General features: G+C 63.9%; 15 protein-coding genes. 14 read left to right on the top strand and 1 reads right to left on the bottom strand.

From position 1 onward, the window contains the following. Positions 1–148: 148 nt before the first annotated feature. Positions 149–1,882, top strand: a complete 1,734-nt coding sequence (locus IB236_RS22760; RefSeq protein WP_192422314.1) for a carboxylesterase family protein — start codon at positions 149–151, stop codon at positions 1,880–1,882. A 46-nt stretch (positions 1,883–1,928) separates the two neighbouring features. Here IB236_RS22760 and IB236_RS22755 read toward each other — a convergent pair whose 3' ends face one another. Continuing rightward, on the bottom strand, positions 1,929–2,615 hold the full coding sequence (locus tag IB236_RS22755) for a Crp/Fnr family transcriptional regulator (RefSeq protein WP_192422313.1): 687 nt from the start codon (positions 2,613–2,615) through the stop codon (positions 1,929–1,931). Between the two features lie 288 nt (positions 2,616–2,903). On the opposite strand from IB236_RS22755, the gene IB236_RS22750 reads away from it, so the two are divergent. The 13 genes from IB236_RS22750 to IB236_RS22690 all read left to right on the top strand — a co-directional run bounded on the left by IB236_RS22750 (position 2,904) and on the right by IB236_RS22690 (position 17,722). Continuing rightward, positions 2,904–4,547 (top strand): 3-(methylthio)propionyl-CoA ligase, encoded by a 1,644-nt coding sequence (locus IB236_RS22750; protein ID WP_099730444.1) that lies wholly within the window; start codon positions 2,904–2,906, stop codon positions 4,545–4,547. A 187-nt stretch (positions 4,548–4,734) separates the two neighbouring features. Then, the gene (locus tag IB236_RS22745; RefSeq protein ID WP_056063523.1) at positions 4,735–5,967 is read left to right on the top strand and encodes a branched-chain amino acid ABC transporter substrate-binding protein; all 1,233 of its coding nucleotides are present in this window, start codon (positions 4,735–4,737) and stop codon (positions 5,965–5,967) included. Between the two features lie 83 nt (positions 5,968–6,050). Beyond that, on the top strand, positions 6,051–7,004 hold the full coding sequence (locus IB236_RS22740; RefSeq protein WP_192422312.1) for a branched-chain amino acid ABC transporter permease: 954 nt from the start codon (positions 6,051–6,053) through the stop codon (positions 7,002–7,004). Positions 7,005–7,008: 4 nt separating this feature from the next. Further along, complete coding sequence (locus IB236_RS22735) at positions 7,009–8,331, top strand: branched-chain amino acid ABC transporter permease (RefSeq protein ID WP_056746259.1); 1,323 nt, start codon at positions 7,009–7,011, stop codon at positions 8,329–8,331. Between the two features lie 2 nt (positions 8,332–8,333). Next, on the top strand, positions 8,334–9,119 hold the full coding sequence (locus IB236_RS22730) for an ABC transporter ATP-binding protein (RefSeq protein ID WP_015014388.1): 786 nt from the start codon (positions 8,334–8,336) through the stop codon (positions 9,117–9,119). A gap of 1 nt (position 9,120) precedes the next feature. Then, complete coding sequence (locus IB236_RS22725; RefSeq protein ID WP_056063513.1) at positions 9,121–9,816, top strand: ABC transporter ATP-binding protein; 696 nt, start codon at positions 9,121–9,123, stop codon at positions 9,814–9,816. 334 nt (positions 9,817–10,150) lie between these two features. After that, on the top strand, positions 10,151–12,250 hold the full coding sequence (locus IB236_RS22720) for a 3-hydroxyacyl-CoA dehydrogenase NAD-binding domain-containing protein (protein ID WP_192422311.1): 2,100 nt from the start codon (positions 10,151–10,153) through the stop codon (positions 12,248–12,250). Positions 12,251–12,290: 40 nt separating this feature from the next. Further along, the gene (locus IB236_RS22715) at positions 12,291–13,466 is read left to right on the top strand and encodes an acetyl-CoA C-acyltransferase (RefSeq protein WP_056063507.1); all 1,176 of its coding nucleotides are present in this window, start codon (positions 12,291–12,293) and stop codon (positions 13,464–13,466) included. Positions 13,467–13,469: 3 nt separating this feature from the next. Further along, positions 13,470–13,970, top strand: coding sequence for a PaaI family thioesterase (locus IB236_RS22710; RefSeq protein ID WP_225581328.1), 501 nt, complete (start codon positions 13,470–13,472; stop codon positions 13,968–13,970). 115 nt (positions 13,971–14,085) lie between these two features. Further along, a complete protein-coding gene (locus IB236_RS22705; protein ID WP_121942756.1) occupies positions 14,086–15,954 on the top strand; it encodes an acyl-CoA dehydrogenase in 1,869 nt (622 codons plus the stop codon). Continuing rightward, a complete protein-coding gene (locus tag IB236_RS22700) occupies positions 15,954–16,163 on the top strand; it encodes a hypothetical protein (protein ID WP_146871973.1) in 210 nt (69 codons plus the stop codon). The genes IB236_RS22705 and IB236_RS22700 overlap by 1 nt, the downstream gene beginning before the upstream one ends. A gap of 183 nt (positions 16,164–16,346) precedes the next feature. After that, positions 16,347–17,138 carry an SDR family oxidoreductase gene (locus tag IB236_RS22695; RefSeq protein ID WP_056063500.1) on the top strand — a complete coding sequence of 264 codons (792 nt, stop codon included), beginning with the start codon at positions 16,347–16,349 and terminating at the stop codon, positions 17,136–17,138. A 152-nt stretch (positions 17,139–17,290) separates the two neighbouring features. Continuing rightward, on the top strand, positions 17,291–17,722 hold the full coding sequence (locus tag IB236_RS22690; protein WP_192422310.1) for a PaaI family thioesterase: 432 nt from the start codon (positions 17,291–17,293) through the stop codon (positions 17,720–17,722). The last annotated feature ends 68 nt before the right edge of the window (positions 17,723–17,790 follow it).

The following is a 17,790-nucleotide window of genomic DNA, read 5'->3' as shown; positions in this document are numbered from 1 at the left end:
GTTCTGAAGTCACTGTTTTGGTGCGGTTGCGATAGTGGGTTGTGGGCCGGGCGTTTCCACAATCGGCGCCGAGGTCGGTTCCAGGCGCGAGTGTGATGCGTTCTGCAGGCCCGCCCCATTCCTGAAAACCCCGAAGGAGACAAACAACATGGCCTATTTTGCAAAGAGCCTGCGCTGGGGCGCAGCATGCCTCGCCGCTGTGATGACCACGGCGTGTGGTGGTTCTGGCGGTACGCCGCCCGAACTGCGCGAAACCCGCTATGGCATGGTGCGCGGCACGGATGACAGCACCACCAGCGGCACTTATGCCTGGAAGGGTGTTCCCTACGCACAACCCCCTGTCGGGGCCCTGCGCTGGCAGCCGCCCGCGGAGCCCGCCGCCTGGACGGGCGAGCGCAGCGCCACCCGGTTTGGTAGTGCGTGCCTGCAGATGGGCCGCATTTACGGACCCGGGGCCAACAACCGCTTTGACGACACGATTGGCCAGACGCTGAACACCCCGCTGGGCAGCGAAGACTGCCTGACCCTCAACATCTGGCGTCCGGCCACCGTGCAGGACAACCTGCCAGTGCTGGTCTTTATCCACGGGGGCAGTGCCATCTCGGGCTACACCGCCGACCCGGTGTACGACGGCGCCGCGCTGGCCAAGTCGGCCAATGCCATCGTGGTCACAGCCAACTACCGGCTGGATGTGCTGGGGTATCTGCAGTTGCCCGCCCTGCATGCCGGCAACAACGGCAGTGGAAGCAGCGGAGGCGGCAGCACCTATACCGGCAACTACGCGCTGCTGGACGTCGTGCAGGCGCTGCGGTTCGTCCAGGGCAACATCGCCCGGTTTGGCGGCGATGCGGGCAACGTCACGTTGATGGGGCAGTCGGCGGGGGCCATCAATGCCTTGGCGCTGCTGACCGCGCCGCAGGCTACGGGGCTGTTCCACAAATTGGTACCGATCAGTGGCGGGATCTCCTTGGCGTCGAACCTGCCTGCCGGGTCCATCCCCACGCTCAACCCGGTCTCCCGCTACGCCACACAGGCCAGCCAGTTGCTGGCGCATCTGGCCGTGGCCGATGGCCTGGCACCTGGCCTGCCCGAAGCCCAGACCCTGGTGGCCAGCTGGCCCCCCGCGCAGGTGGCCAGTTACCTGCGTGGCAAGGATGCGCGGGTCGTCTTGCAGACGGTGCTGGCAAAGGGGCTGACAGGTTCTGGCCCGATCCCGGACGGTGTGGTGGTTCCGGCCGATCCGATCACGGAGATTTCTGCGGGCCGCTATCAGAAAGTGCCTGTGTTGTCCGGCTACACGGCCGAGGAGGGCAAGCTGTTTGCCCCGTTCCTGGTGCTGCTGGGCGGCAAGCCCGGCATGAAGATCGGCGATGCAGAGCGCTTTGCGATGATGCAGCGCTTCGACCCTGATGCCCCCACCACCCTCACTGCGGCGGACATTCTGGATGCGTCCTACCTGCCGGTGACAGCCCCGGGCACGGGCTACAACGCACGCACCCAGCTGCTGGGCAATGTGTTCATTGGCGCCAGCCGCGACAACCTGCTGAACGCCCTGCGCAGCCAGCAGAGCAATGTGTGGAACTACCAGTTCAACTGGGCCCAGCAGCCCGCACCATGGAACGATGTGTACGGCGCGGCCCATGCGTTCGACCTGCCCTTTGTGTTTGGCAACTTCGGTCCCTCGGTGTTTGCGAAGGCGACCAACAGCACCGCCAACCAGCCGGGGCGCCTGGTCCTGTCGCGGGCCATGATGGACAGCCTGCGCGCCTTTGTGCACACCGGCGATCCCAACAACGCCACGCTGGGCCAGACCTGGCAGCCCTGGCCCCGCAAGTTCATCTTTGATGCAGACCAGAAGGCGGTGCGCCTGAGCGTGCAATGACCCGCGTGCTGCAGATGTCGAACAGACCTCGGCCGAATGCGCAGGGTCAGCGCGCGGCCGTGGCGGCGAGGTATGCGTTCAGCGCCTCGTCGTCCACGATGGCCACGCGCCCGAAGTCCAGCGACACAATGCCCATGCCCTCCAGCGACTGCAGCACTTTGTTCACGGTCTGCCGCGACAGGCCCACGAGCTGGCCCAGCTCTTCCTGCGTGAGGTTGAGCCGCCGGGTGCTGCGCCAGAATAGGCGGCTGAGGTACAGCGCCACGCGGTGCTCGGTGGACTGGGTGCGCCCGGCTTCGATGATGGTCATGGCCTGGCCCAGCCGCATATTCAGATGCAGCACCAGGAACTGGTTGAACGCCAGGCTGGTCTCGCGCAGCGTGGCAAACAGCGGCAGGGGCAGGCACAGCAGGGTGGTGGGGCGCAGTGCCACCACGTGGTACCGGCGGGGCTCGGGCTTCATGGCCGAGCCCTCGCCAAACCATTCACCGTCAGGCACGCCGATGAAGGCGGACGACCGGCCCTTGCTGGTGGGGCTCTGCAGCATCACCAGACCCGACAGCACGGCATGCCAGCCCCGCACGGCGCTGCCGGCGGGCATCATCACCGCGCCCTTGTCGGCCTGCTCGGCAAACACCTCTTCGCGCAGCCGCTCCTGCATGGCAGCAGGCAGGCCCGCGAACCAGGGCTGGGCGGCAATGAATCGTTGGGCAGAAGGGGCAGCGCAAAGCATGGGCCCGATTGTCGCTGCAGCGGTGCCAGCGGTTCAGGGTATTCCCTTGCCCTTTGTCAGTGGGACGACAAGTGTTGGCAGCCATGCCCGCCGGGCGCACACTCCGCTGCGGTTCACGGAGGCCACCGACAGCGCAACCATGCCGCCGCCGATGCCATGCCAGTGCGGTGGTGCGGCGTGTGTGGGTTCATCCCAGCGGCGTGCGGGGGCACGACGCGGGCGACACCCGGACGCCGATACGCGCGCTACGATGACCGTTCCATTCACTACAACATCCAAGGAGTATTCATGCTGGGCTTGATGCAGAGTCAACCGTTGCTGATTTCGTCGCTGATCGAATTCGCAGAGCGCCACCACGGCGACGCCGAAATCGTGTCCCGACGGGTGGAGGGGGACATCCATCGCTACACGTACCGCGACCTCGCCGCACGTGCCCGCCGCCTGGCCAACGCGCTGGATGACCTGAAGCTCCAGTTCAGCGACCGGGTGGCCACGCTGGCCTGGAACGGCTATCGCCACATGGAGATGTATTTCGGCGTGAGCGGATCGGGCCGCGTGCTGCACACCGTCAATCCACGCCTGCACCCCGACCAGATCGCCTGGATCATCAACCACGCAGAAGACCAGGTGATGTGCTTTGACACCACCTTCCTGCCCCTGGTGCAGGCGGTGCACGCCAAATGCCCCACCGTCAAGAAATGGGTCGCCCTGTGCGATGCCGACAAGCTGCCGGCCGACACCGGCATCCCTGGCCTGACCAGCTACGAAGCCTGGATTGGCGCGCAGTCTTCGGACTACGCATGGCCTGAGTTCGATGAGAACTCTGCATCGAGCATGTGCTACACCAGCGGCACCACAGGCAACCCCAAGGCCGCGCTGTACAGCCACCGCTCCACCACGCTGCACGCCTACGCTGCGGCGCTGCCTGATGTCATGTGCCTCTCGGCCCGCGACTCGGTGCTGCCCGTGGTGCCCATGTTCCACGTCAATGCCTGGGGCATTCCGTACTCGGCCGCGCTCACTGGCTGCAAGCTGGTGTTCCCCGGCCCGGCGATGGATGGCAAGTCGATCTACGAATTGATCGAAGCGGAGAAGGTCAGCTACGCGGCGGGCGTGCCCACCGTGTGGCAGATGATGCTGGGCCACATGAAGCCTGCGGGCCTCAAGTTCTCCACACTGCGCCGCACGGTGATCGGCGGATCGGCTTGCCCGCCCGCCATGATCCACGCTTTCAAGGAAGACTACGGTGTGGAGGTGCTGCACGCCTGGGGCATGACCGAGATGAGCCCGCTGGGAACGCTGTGCACGCTGAAGAACAAACACCTCGTCATGTCCAAGGACGAGCAGATGAAGATCCTGCAAAAGCAGGGCCGTGCGATCTATGGTGTGGACATGAAGATCGTGGGTGGCGACGGCAACGAGCTGCCCTGGGACGGCAAGACCTATGGCGACCTGCTGGTCAAGGGCCCCTGGATCGTGGGCAGCTACTTCAAGGGCGAGGGCGGTGACCCGCTGGTGCGCGACGCGCAGGGCAGGGGCTGGTTCCCCACGGGTGACGTGGCCACCATCGACGCCGACGGCTTCATGCAGATCACCGACCGCAGCAAGGACGTGATCAAGTCCGGTGGCGAATGGATCAGCTCCATCGACATCGAGAACATTGCGATGGCCCATCCCGCCATTGCCATGGCAGCGTGTGTGGGTATGCCGCATCCCAAGTGGGACGAGCGCCCCATCGTGGCCGTGGTCAAGCGGCCTGGCGCAGAGGTGACGCGCGAAGCGCTGCTGGCCTTCTACGAAGGCAAGACGGCCAAGTGGCAGATCCCTGACGACGTGGTGTTTGTCGATGCCATTCCGCTCGGTGCCACCGGCAAGATGCTCAAGACCAAGCTGCGTGAGCAGCTCAAGGATTACAAGCTTCCCGGCCTGTGATCAGGGTGGGGCAATGCATGTGTGCGCATCGCTTGCGAGCGCCATTTTTTGCACTGCCCCAGGCTGGTGCGCGCTCGGGGGAGCGCAGCGCCAGTCACGTGTGCGACGCTGGTAGGGGCAATCCCTGAGCATCGCTTTGTTGCAACGCGGTACGCTGCGTTGTGTCGATTTACAAGGAGACAAAAGCATGAAGTTCGCTATTAAGGCTGTAGCAGCCTCGGTAATCTTGGCAAGCGCTGGCGGGGCCTTCGCTCAAAAGGGCGAGACGGTCAAAATCGCCTGGCTCGACCCCCTGTCTGGCCTGATGGCGGCCGTGGGAACGAACCAGCTCAAGAGCTTCCAGTTCATCGCTGAAGAGTTCAACAAGAAGAACCCTGCCGGCGTCAAATTTGAAATCATCGGCATCGACAACAAACTCAGCCCGCAGGAAACCACCAGCGCCCTGCGCTCGGCCATGGACCAGGGTGCGCGCTACGTGGTGCAGGGCAACGGCTCTGGCCCCGCACTGGCCATCATGGACGCGCTCGAAAAGCACAACGCACGCAATCCCGGCAAGGAAGTCCTGTTCCTGAACTACGCTGCCGTGGACCCAGACCTCACCAACAGCAAGTGCAGCTACTGGCACTTCCGTCTGGATGCAGACACCTCCATGAAGATGGAAGCGCTGACGACCTACATGAAGGACCTGCCAGAGGTCAAGAAGGTCTACCTGATCAACCAGAACTACTCGCACGGCCACCAGGTCTCCAAGTTTGCCAAGGAGATGATGCAGCGTAAGCGCCCCGACGTGCAGTTTGTGGGTGACGACCTGCACCCCCTGGCCCAGGTGCGCGACTTCTCGCCCTACATCGCCAAGATCAAGGCGTCGGGCGCTGACAGCGTGATCACCGGCAACTGGGGTTCTGACCTGGCACTGCTGATCAAGGCCGCCAACGACGCGGGCCTGAACAACGTCAACTTCTACACCTACTACGGCTCCGTCACCGGCAGCCCCACTGCCATGGGCTCTGCCGCTGCAGGCCGCGTTTACATGGTGGCTTACGCCCACATGAACCTGCCGGGCGAGCTCAACAAGATCGTGGTGGACTACAAGAAGAAGTTCAACGACGACATGTACACCGGCGCCGTGTACCACGCCTTCACCATGCTGTCCGAAGGTTTCGTGAAAGCCAAGTCCACCGACCCTGTCAAGGTGGCCGCAGCGTTTGAAGGCATGAAGTTCAAGAGCTTCAACGGGGAAGTCGAGATGCGCAAGACCGACCACCAGTTGCAGCAGGGCCTGTTCATTTCCAAGTGGGAAAAGGCCGGCGGCAAGTACCCCATCGACTCGGAAAATACCGGCTACACCTTCGTGCCGCTGAAGTACTACGAGCCCTACGTGGCCAGCACGCCCACGTCGTGCCAGATGAAGCGCCCCTAAATCCGGCGCTGGCGTTTCGGCGCCAGAACTTCGAGGCCCGACGTACTCGGGCCTTTTTTTTCCCTCCGTGATGAAAAATTCCAATGAATCCTGAGTTTTTCGTGATCTCTTTGCTGAACGGCGTGAGCTACGGGCTCCTGCTGTTCATGCTGAGTTCCGGCCTCACGCTGATCTTCAGCATGATGGGCGTGCTCAACTTCGCACACACCAGCTTCTACATGCTGGGTGCCTATTTCGCGTTCACCATCTCCGGGGTGGTGGGCTTTTGGCCTGCGCTGGTGCTGGCACCGCTTGTGGTGTTTGTGCTGGGGGCTGTGTTCGAGCGCTACGCCCTGCGCCGGGTGCACAAGTTTGGCCATGTGCCCGAGCTGCTGGTCACGTTCGGGCTGTCGTACCTGATTCTGGAAGTCGTGCAGCTGGTCTGGGGTCGCTCCACGGTGCCTTACGGCCTGCCAGAGCAATTGCAGGGCCCGCTGTTCTCGCTGTACGGCACGCAGTTTCCCAAGTCGCGTTCGTTTGTGATGCTGGTGGCGCTGCTGATGCTGCTGTCGGTGTGGCTGCTGCTCACACGCACCCGCATCGGGCTGGTGATCCAGGCGGCTCTCAAGTACCCCGAAATGGTGGAGGCGCTGGGCCACAACGTACCGCGTGTCTTCATGCTGGTGTTTGGTGGCGGAGCCGCGCTGGCGGGCCTGGCGGGCGTGATCGGCGGCAACACCTATGTGACCGAGCCTGCGATGGCGGCGTCCGTGGGCTCCATCATCTTCGTGGTGGTGGTGGTGGGTGGCATGGGCTCGTTGGCCGGTGCTTTCATCGCTTCGCTGCTGATTGGCGTGGTGCAGACCTTTGCCGTGGCGCTGGACTACTCGCTGATCCACGTCTTCAAGGCCGTGGGTGTGGCGGTGACCGACCAGACCTTTGGCTATCCCTTGCTCAAGCTCACGATTTCCCAGGTGGCGCCCATCCTGCCGTACCTGTTCCTCGTGCTGATCCTGATCTTCCGCCCCAAGGGCCTTTTGGGCACGCGGGAGGACTGATGCCATGAATTCAACCACTCATCCTGTCTCCAGTGCCACGTCGCACTACCGGTTCAAGCCCTGGAACGTCGGGCGCTTTGTGATCTGGACGCTGTTTGCCGCAGCACTGATCGTGGCGCCCATGCTGTTTCGCAGCAGCCTGGCGCTGACCATGCTCTCGCAGATCGGCTACCTCATCATCATCTGCCTGTCCTACAACATGTTGTTGGGGCAGGGCGGCATGCTGAGCTTCGGCCATGCCGTGTACACCGGTCTGGGTTCGTTCATAGCCATCCACGCCATGAACATGGCAAGCAAAGGCAGCTTCAGCATTCCGCTGGTGCTGATCCCCATCGTGGGCGGGCTGGCGGGGGCCTTCTTTGCCATTTTGCTGGGCTTTGTCACGACCAAGAAGTCGGGCACCACGTTCGCCATGATCACGCTGGGCATTGGCGAGCTGGTGGCTTCGATGGCGCTGATGTTCCCCGAGTTCTTCGGGGGCGAAGGCGGCATCACCACCGACCGCGTGTATGGCCAGTCGTTCTTCGGCATCACCTTCGGTCCTGCCATCCAGGTGTACTACCTGATCGCCGTTTACTGCTTCGTGTGCACTGCGGCGATGTTTGCCTTCACCGGCACACCGCTGGGCCGCATCCTGAACGCAGTGCGCGACAACCCCGAGCGTGTGGAGTTCATTGGCTACAACACGCAGCGGGTGCGCTACTTCGCCTTCATCATTGCGGGCTTTTTTGCCGGCATTGGTGGTGGTCTGGCCACCATCAACTTCGAGATCGTGACGGGCGCCGACAGCCTGAACGTGGTGCGTTCGGGTGGCTACCTGCTGTTCACCTTCCTGGGCGGTGCCACCTTCTTCTTCGGCCCCATCATTGGTGCGGTGTTGCTGGTGCTGGCGTCTGTGTTGCTGTCCGAGCTGTCCAAGGCCTGGCTGCTGTATCTGGGCCTGGTGTTCCTGTTCATGGTGATGTATGCGCCCGGTGGCGTGGCCAGCCTGATCATGATGAACCTGCGCCTGGCCAAGTTTGGCAAGCTGCGCCAGCTGTGGACCTCTTACCTCGCGCTGGGCGGTACTGCCCTGGTGGGTGTGATGGGCGCGGCCTGCATGATCGAGATGACCTACCACTTGCAGCTCAATGCCGCGCTGGGGCCAGAGTTGACCTTCCTCGGCGCCACGCTCAACGCCAAGGGCTTTACCAGCTGGTTTGGCGCGGTGTTTGTGATGGTGACGGGCTTTGCCCTGTTTGAACTCTGCCGCCGCCAGTTTGTGCGCCAGTGGAGCAGGATCCAGGAAGAAATAGAACATGAAATCAAGCGCGGGGAGGCTTTGTAACCATGGCGGCTGACAACGCAACCTATGCGCTCGAACTGCGCGACCTGCGCAAGAGTTTTGGCAAGACCGAGATCATCCGTGGCGCCAACCTGGCGGTGGCGCCTGGCGAGCGCGTGGCCATCATCGGCCCCAACGGTGCGGGCAAGTCCACGCTGTTCAATCTGATCAGCGGGCGCTTTGCGCCCACCAGCGGCGATGTGATCCTGAATGGCCAGCGCATCAACGGCATGGCACCGTACGAGATCAACCGGCGCGGGCTCTCGCGCAGCTTCCAGATCACCAACATCTTTCCCAAGCTGTCGGTGTTCGAGAACCTGCGGTGCGGCGTACTGTGGAGCATGGGCTACAAGTACACGTTCCTGCGCTTCCTGTCGAACCTGCACGATGCCAACGAGCGCGCCAAGCAGCTCATGGAAATGATCAAGCTCGACAAGAAGCGCGACACGCTGGCGATGAACCTGACCTACGCTGAGCAGCGTGCGCTGGAGATTGGCATCACCATCGCGGGCGGTGCCAACGTGATCCTGCTGGACGAACCGACGGCCGGCATGAGCAAGACCGAGACCTCACGCTTCATCCACCTCATCAAGGAAGTGACCGAAGGCCGCACGCTGCTGACGGTGGAGCACGACATGGGCGTGGTGTTCGGTCTGGCCGACAAGATCGCTGTGGTGGTGTATGGCGAGGTGATTGCCTTTGACACGCCCGACAAGGTGCGCGCCAACCAGCGCGTGCAAGAGGCCTATCTGGGCTCGGTCGTTGCGGACGAGCAAGGGGCGGGACACTGACATGCTGAAAATCGAAAATCTCCACGCCTATTACGGCAAGAGCCATGTGCTGCATGGCGTGACCTTTGATGTACAACCCGGTGAAATCGTGGCCCTGCTGGGGCGCAACGGTTCGGGCCGCTCCACCACCGCGAAGGCCATCATGGGTCTGGTGGACTGGGAGGGCACACTCAACTGGAAGGGGCAGGACCTCAATGGCAGGAAGGCCTACGAGATCGCCCACCTGGGGGTGGGTTATGTGCCCGAAAGCCGCGATGTGTTCCCCAACCTCACCGTGCACCAGAACCTGATGCTCGGCCAAAAGGGCAGTGGCAAGAACAGCCGCTGGTCGTTTGACGACATGTATGAGATGTTCCCCCGACTCAAGGAGCGCCAGCACACCGAGGCGGGCGTGATGTCGGGCGGCGAGCAGCAGATGCTGACCCTGTGCCGCACGCTCATGGGTGACCCGGACCTCATCATCATCGACGAGCCCACCGAGGGTCTGGCACCCAAGATCGTCGAGCTGGTGGGCCAGTACCTGCAGACCATCAAGTCGCGCGGCATCTCGGTGCTGTTGATCGAGCAGAAGCTGACCATTGCGATGAAGATCTCAGACCGCGCACTGGTGATGGGCCACGGTTCGATCGTGTTCCAGGGCACACCGGACAGCCTGCGGGCCGACAACTACATCCGCAAGGAATGGCTTGAGGTGTGAAGCCCCCTTGAGTCGCCTGGCGGCGCCTTCCCCCCATTGGGGGGACGCCCCCAGCGCGGCGGGGCGGCCCTTGCGCGGGGGCGCTGGCCTGCGGCGCGCCAGTTTCACCGACTGAGGTCATGGTGAAGCCTGAGAAGCTGCTCCCATGTCGATCTGCAGAGGTGCCCTGTCTTCGGTGGTGCCTCTTTTTTTTGCCTGTCGGAGTGTGCTCTTCAGGGAATGTCTGAAACCCCCTTGTCCCGCCCGGGACAAATTGACACGCCAAATGGGTTTGAAGTCTCTACAATAAAAACGCACGATCGTTCTTTTTCACTTTCCAAGGAACAACAGCACCATGACCGCTGAATACAAAGTCCACGGCTCCGTTGCCGTGATCACCATGGCCAACCCTCCCGTCAACGGACTCGGTCTGGCGACCCGCCAGGGCATCGTGGACGGCCTTGGCCGTGCCAATGCCGATGCAGCGGTCACGTCCATCGTGATCACCGGTGCCGGTGGTGCGTTCTCTGGCGGCGCCGACATCAAGGAGTTCGGCACCGACAAGTCGCTGCAAGAACCCAACCTGCTGTCGGTGATTGCCGCCATTGAAAACTCGGCCAAGCCCGTCGTGGCAGCCGTGCACAGCGTCGCCATGGGTGGCGGGCTGGAGCTGGCCCTGGGTTGCCACTACCGCATTGCGGCGCCTGGCTGCTCGATTGCACTGCCCGAAGTCAAGCTGGGCCTGATCCCTGGCGCAGGCGGTACGCAGCGCCTGCCCCGCGTGATTGGTGTGGAAGCCGCGCTCAACCTCATCGTGAGCGGCGAGCCCGTCAAGAGCGAAATGATCGGCGCCGTGCCCGGCCAGAAGCTGTTTGACAAGATGGCCGCGTCGGCCGAATCGCTGGCCGCAGAAGCCCTGGCGTTTGCCCAGAGCGTGGCCGATGCCCGCCCGCTGCCCCTGGTGCGCAACTTCCCCTGCAAGCACCCCGAAGGCGATGCGTACTTCCAGTTCGCGCGCAACATGGTCAAGGGCATGGCCAAGAACTTCCCCGCCCCCGCCAAGTGCGTGGACGCGGTCGAAGCGGCCACCAAGAAGAAGTTCGCCGAAGGCATGCTGGTCGAGCGCGAAATCTTCATCAACCTGATGTGGACGCCCGAGTCGCGTGCACTGCGCCATCTGTTCATGGCTGAGCGTGCAGCCTCCAAGATTCCTGATGTGGCCTCCGACACCCCCAAGCGCGACATCAAGCTGGTGGGCGTGATTGGCGCGGGCACCATGGGCGGCGGCATTTCCATGAACTTCCTGAACGCGGGCATCCCCGTCAAGATCCTGGAAATGAAGCAGGAAGCCCTGGACCGTGGCGTGGCCACGATCAAGAAGAACTACGAAGCCCAGGTCAAGAAGGGCAAGCTCAAGCAGGACAAGTACGAGCAGCGCATGGCCCTGCTGAGCACCACGCTGAGCTACGACGACTTCAAGGACTGCGACCTCATCATCGAAGCCGTGTTCGAAGAGATGGGCGTCAAGGAAGCCGTGTTCAAGCAACTCGACGCTGTGGCCAAGCCCGGCGCCATCCTGGCCTCCAACACCTCCACGCTCGACGTGGACAAGATCGCAGCGTTTACCAAGCGTCCGCAGGACGTGGTGGGCATGCACTTCTTCAGCCCCGCCAACGTGATGAAGCTGCTGGAAGTGGTGCGTGGCAAGGAGACCGCCAAGGACGTGCTGGCCACCGTGATGGCCATCGGCAAGAAGATCAAGAAGACTTCCGTGGTCTCGGGCGTGTGCGATGGTTTCATCGGCAACCGCATGATCGAGCAGTACAGCCGCCAGGCTGGCTTCCTGCTGGACGAAGGCTGCACGCCCCAGCAGGTGGACAAGGCCATCGAAAAGTTTGGCTTTGCCATGGGCCCGTTCCGCATGGGCGACCTGGCCGGCAACGACATTGGCTGGGCCATCCGCAAGCGCCGCTCCGTCGAACGTGCCGACATGAAGTACAGCCGCACGGCCGACAAGCTGTGTGAACTGGGCCGCTTCGGCCAGAAGACCGGCGCAGGCTGGTACGACTACCAGGCCGGCAAGCGCGACGCGATCCCGAGCGACCTGGTCAACAAGATGATCGAAGACCACCGCAAGGAGCTGGGCATCACGCCGCGCAAGATTTCCGACGAAGAAATCGTGCAGCGCCTGGTGTTCGCACTGGTCAACGAAGGCGCGCACATCCTGGAAGACGGCATTGCCAGCAAGTCCGGCGACATCGACATGGTGTACCTGACCGGCTACGGCTTCCCCATCCACCGTGGCGGCCCCATGCACTACGCCAGCGAAGTGGGTCTGTTCAACGTGGTGCAGGCCATGGACCGTTTTGCCAAGAACCCGCTGGATGACGCAGCGTTCTGGAAGCCCGCTCCGCTGCTGGCCAAGCTGGCCGCCGAAGGCAAGGCCTTCCAGTAAATAGCCGCGTGCACCCATCTACAGAATCAAAGGAATTCACATGACCTCCGCAGTGATTGTTTCCACCGCCCGCACGCCGCTCGCCAAGAGCTGGAAGGGTTCGTTCAACATGACGCATGGCGCCACCCTGGGCGGCCATGCCGTGCAGCACGCCGTGTTGCGCGCCGGCATTGATGGCGCTGACGTGGACGACGTCATCATGGGTTGCGCCACGCCCGAAGGCGCCACCGGCAGCAACATCGCGCGCCAGATCGCCTTGAAGGCCGGTCTGCCCATCACTGCCTCCGGCGTCACGGTCAACCGCTTTTGCTCTTCGGGCCTGCAGACCATTGCCATGGCCGCCCAGCGCATCATCGCTGGCGAAGCCGATGTGTTCGTGGCCGGTGGTGTTGAAAGCATCTCCTGCGTGCAGCAGGAGATGAACCTGCACATGATCCAGGACCTGGCTCTGGCCAAGCAAAAGCCCGAGATTTACTGGAGCATGCTGCAGACCGCCGAGCAGGTGGCCAAGCGCTACAACATCGGCCGCGAAGCCATGGACGAGTACGGTGCAGGCAGCCAGCAAAAGGCTTGCGCGGCGCAGGCCAACGGCTTGTTCGATGCAGAAATCGCCCCTATCACCGTGACGGCCGGTGTGGCTGACAAGACGCTGGGCCTGATCACCAAGCAAGTGACGGTGAGCAAGGATGAAGGCACGCGTGAAGGCACGACGGTGGAGGCCATCAGTGGCCTGCGGTCGGCACTGCCCGGTGGCCTGATCTCGGCCGGCAATGCCAGCCAGTTCTCTGACGGCGCCGGTGCCTGCGTGATCACCAGCGAAGAGTACGCCAGCAAGAAGGGCCTCAAGCCCCTGGGCCGTTTCCTCGGCTTTGCAGTGGCCGGTTGCGAGCCTGACGAAATGGGCATCGGCCCTGTGTTTGCCGTGCCCAAGGTGCTGAAGAAGCTGGGCCTCACGGTGCAGGACATCGACCTCTGGGAGCTGAACGAAGCCTTCGCCGTGCAGGTGCTGTACTGCCGCGACAAGCTGGGCATCCCGGCGGACCGTCTGAACGTGAACGGCGGCGCCATCGCCCTGGGCCACCCCTACGGTGTGTCGGGTCAGCGCCTCACGGGCCACGCCCTCATCGAAGGCAAGCGCCGTGGCGCCAAGAAGGTGTGCGTGACGATGTGCATCGGCGGCGGCATGGGCGCTGCGGGCATTTTCGAGGTGCTGTAAGCCATGTCCGGGCAGGCCTCGTCGCCACCGCGCACCGACATCCCCGATGTCGTGGTGTCGCCCGAGGTCTTCCTGGCCATGGGGCGTGAGGTACTGGCATCGCAGCCGTTCAGCATCCTGGTGGGGGCGCGGCTGCATGCCTTGTCCCCAGGGCACTGCGAGCTGCACCTGCCCATCACGCCCCAGTTGCTGCAACAGCATGGTTTTGTGCACGGGGGCGTGCTGAGCTATGTGGCCGACAACGCCCTGACCTACGCGGGAGGCACCGCGATGCGGGTGCCCGTGGTGACCTCCGAGTTCAAGATCAACTACCTGCGCCCTGCGGTGGGCGAACTGCTCATCGCCCGTGCGCAGGCGGTGCACCATGGCCGTGCGCAGGCGGTGTGCCGCTGCGATGTGTTGGTGGTGCAGGCAGGCACCGAAAAGCTGTGCGCCGTGGCGCAAGGCACCATTGCCGCACTGCCACCGCGCGAAGACGCGGCACCGTCGCCCGCTGGCGCCTGATGGTGGCAAGGGATGGGAGCATGTTCCTCCTCACTCCTGCGCCGTTTACTCCTTATTTGATAGCTGCTGGCGCATGATTTATCTGCGCCTGGGGCTGTTTTAACCCTGAAATGCCATGAGCCTACGTCCCACCGTCGATTTCCTGCTCTACCAGTGGCTGAACGCCGAGAAGCTGCAAGCCCGCGAGCGCTTTGCAGACCACTCCCGCGAGACCTTCGATGCCGTGCTCGACACCTCCGAGCGCATCGCGCGCGAGAAGTACGCGCCCTTCAACCGCGTGGTGGACACCGAAGAACCCCGCACCGAGACCGAGCCCGACGGCACGCTGCGTGTGGTGCTGCCGCAAGCCACCTACGAAGCACGGCGCGCCTACGCCGAGTCGGGTCTGCTGAGCGCCGCGCAGGACTACGACATTGGCGGCATGCAACTGCCCTACACGGTGGAGGCTGCGGCCAACAGCTTTTTCGCAGCCGCCTCGATCAGCATTGGGTCCAACCTGCTGACCTCGGGCAACGCCAACCTGCTCATGGTGCATGGCACCGATCTGCAAAAGCAGGTGTTTGCGCTCAATGAATTCAACGGCCGCTGGTCGGGCACCATGTGCCTGTCGGAGCCACAGGCGGGCTCGTCCCTGTCCGACGTGGCCACACGCGCCGTGCCGGATGGCGAGGGCTTTGAGAGCGACCCGCTCGGCCCCCGCTACCGCCTCAAGGGCAACAAGATGTGGATCAGCTCGGGCGACCATGAGCTGACCGAAAACATCGTGCACCTGGTGCTGGCCAAGATCCCGGGGCCAGACGGCAAGCTGGTGCCGGGCACCAAGGGCATCTCGCTGTTCATCGTGCCCAAGAAGCTGGTGGACACCAACGGCCAGCTGACCGGCGTGCGCAACGACGTGGCGCTGGCGGGCCTGAACCATAAGCTGGGCTGGCGCGGCACCACCAACACGCTGCTGAACTTTGGCGAGGGCAAGTACCCCGTGGATGGCCAGGCAGGCGCCGTGGGCTACCTGGTCGGCCAGCCCGGCAAGGGCCTGCACTGCATGTTCCACATGATGAACGAGGCGCGCATCGGCATCGGCATGGCCGCTACCATGCTCGGCCTGGCGGGCTACTACGCGAGCCTGGATTACGCCAAGAACCGACCCCAGGGCCGCCCCGTGCAGGGCCCCAAGGACGGCGCGGCTGCCGTGGTCAAGGACGCCGCCCAGCCCCAGGTGCGCATCGTCGAGCACGCAGACGTCAAGCGCATGCTGCTCGCGCAAAAGTCGTATGGCGAGGGCGCCTTGGCGCTCAACCTGTTCTGCGCGCGGCTGGTGGACGAGCAACACACGGGCGATGCCGCTGCGGCCGACGAAGCCCGCCTGCTGCTGGAGGTGTTGACCCCCATCGCCAAGAGCTGGCCCAGCGAATGGTGCCTGGAGGCCAACAGCCTGGCCATCCAGATCCACGGCGGCTACGGCTACACGCGCGACTTCCCGGTGGAGCAGTACTGGCGCGACAACCGCCTGAACATGATCCACGAAGGCACCCACGGCATCCAGGCCATGGACCTGCTGGGCCGCAAGGTGCTGATGGAAGGCGGTCGTGGCCTGCAACTGCTGGCCGGGCGCATCAACGCCACCATCGAGCGCGCCATCCAGGTGCCCGCGCTCGCCGCCCACGCCAACGCGCTGGGCAAGGCGCTGCAGGACGTGGGCGCTGCCACCAAGGCCGCCTGGGCCACGGGCCAACCCGCTGATGCGCTGTCCAACGCCGTGCCCTACATGCAGGCCTTTGGCCACACGGTGCTGGCCTGGGTGTGGCTGGACGTGGCGCTGGCCACCCTGGCGGCCGATGCAGCCCTGGCGCAGCCCGCCAGCGTGGGCCGCATGGGCGCCATGCGCTTTTTCTTCCATTACGAGCTGCCCAAGATCGGCGCCTGGCTGCAAGTGGTCAGCACACGCGACGCGACCTGCGCCAGCTTTCCGGAAGAGGCGTTCTGATGGCCGCTGCGCACACCCTGCAGCGCTTGCACAAAATCATCTGGGCGCTGATCTACGGCGGCCTGCTCACGCTGGTGCTGGGCATTGCCACCGCCCGCACCGACACGGCCACGGGCTGGGTGCTGATGGTGGGCGGGGGCGTGGTCGCTGCCGTGGGCGTGGTGCTGATCGCCGTGCGTGCGCGGCTCAAGGCCGACCCCCAGGGCTGACGCTGCGGCACCGCGGCAGCCACCTGGCTGGCCCACTGCGGAGCGGACGCGGCGGCGACACAATGCAGCCTTCTGGCGCCGCACAATGGCTGCCTGTATTCCACCCCCTGGCTGGCGCATCCCAGCGCCGGGCTGTGGTCCGAGAACATCCATCGACTGGCAAAAATCCAAGGAGACATTCACATGACACGCACCATCCAACAACTGTTTGACCTGACGGGCAAGACCGCCCTGGTGACCGGCGGCTCGCGCGGCCTGGGCCTGCAACTGGCCCACGCGCTGGGCGAGGCGGGCGCCAAGATCGTGCTCAGCTCGCGCAAGGCGTCTGACCTGGAAGAAGCCACGGCCGACCTGCAAGCCGCAGGCATCGACGCGCGCTGGATTGCCGCCGACTGCGCCAAGGAAGAGGACATCCGCCGCTTGGCCGACGAGACCTTGCAGCGCCTGGGCCATGTGGACATCCTGGTCAACAACGCAGGCGCGGCCTGGGGCTCTCCGGCTGAAGACCACCCCGTGGAGGCCTGGGACAAGGTGATGAACCTCAACGTGCGTGGGTACTTCATCCTGAGCCAGCACATCGCCAAGCACAGCATGATCGGCCGCCGCAGCGGCAGCATCATCAATGTGGCGTCCATCGCCGGCCTGGGCGGCAACCCCAAGGGCATGAACACCATTGCTTACAACACCTCCAAGGGCGCGGTGATCAACTTCACACGGGCGCTGGCGGCCGAATGGGGGGCCTACAACATCCGCGTCAACGCGATCTGCCCGGGCTTCTTCCCGAGCAAGATGACGGTGGGCACACTCAAGGCCATGGGCGAAGAAGCGCTGGCTGCCCACGCCCCCCTGGGCCGCCTGGGCGATGATGAAGACCTGAAGGGCCTGTGCGCGCTGTATGCGTCGGATGCGGGCAAGCACATCACCGGCCAATGGCTGGCGGTGGACGGAGGCGTGAGCATTGTGACTGGCGGGTGAACATCCCCCTGAGCGGCTGCGCCGCTTCCCCCTTCCCGAATCGCTGCGCGATTCGGGAAGGGGGACGACGCAATCGCTGCGGGGCGGCCCTTGCTCTGCGTCCCTCGCCTGTGCCGCGCCCGTTGCGACCTACATTTCCAAAGGAACAAACCTTGATCAGTTTTGGTGTCGAAATCCCCTTTGTCAGCCACCTGGGCTTCACGCTGCACCGCATGGAGGACGGCAAGTCCGAGCTGCGTTACGAAGCCAAGCCTGAGCACCTGAACTCGTTTGCCGTGACCCACGGCGGCGCGTCGATGACGCTGCTGGACGTGACCATGGCGACGGCCGCGCGCAGCGTGACGCCGGACATGGGGGTGGTCACCATCGAGATGAAGACCAGCTTCATGCAGCCCGCGCGCGGGCCGCTGGTGGCCAAGGGGCGATTGATTCACCGCACGGCCACCATGGCGTTCACCGAGGGCACGGTGTACGACGCCCAAGGCAAGGTGTGCTGCCACGCCACCGGCACGTTCAAGTACGTCAAGCGCCTGCCGGTGGACGGGCGCAATGTGAATGACCTCAAGGTCATCTCCACCGACTGAGCCGGTGGTTGAGGTCGCCAGCAGGTTTTAAAGCCTTTTTGCCTGCAAGCGCAATGGATATATGCGCT

Source organism: Acidovorax sp. ACV02 (assembly GCF_014851475.1).
Lineage (GTDB): Bacteria > Pseudomonadota > Gammaproteobacteria > Burkholderiales > Burkholderiaceae_C > Acidovorax > Acidovorax delafieldii.
This window is presented reverse-complemented; position numbering and strand designations above follow the sequence as displayed.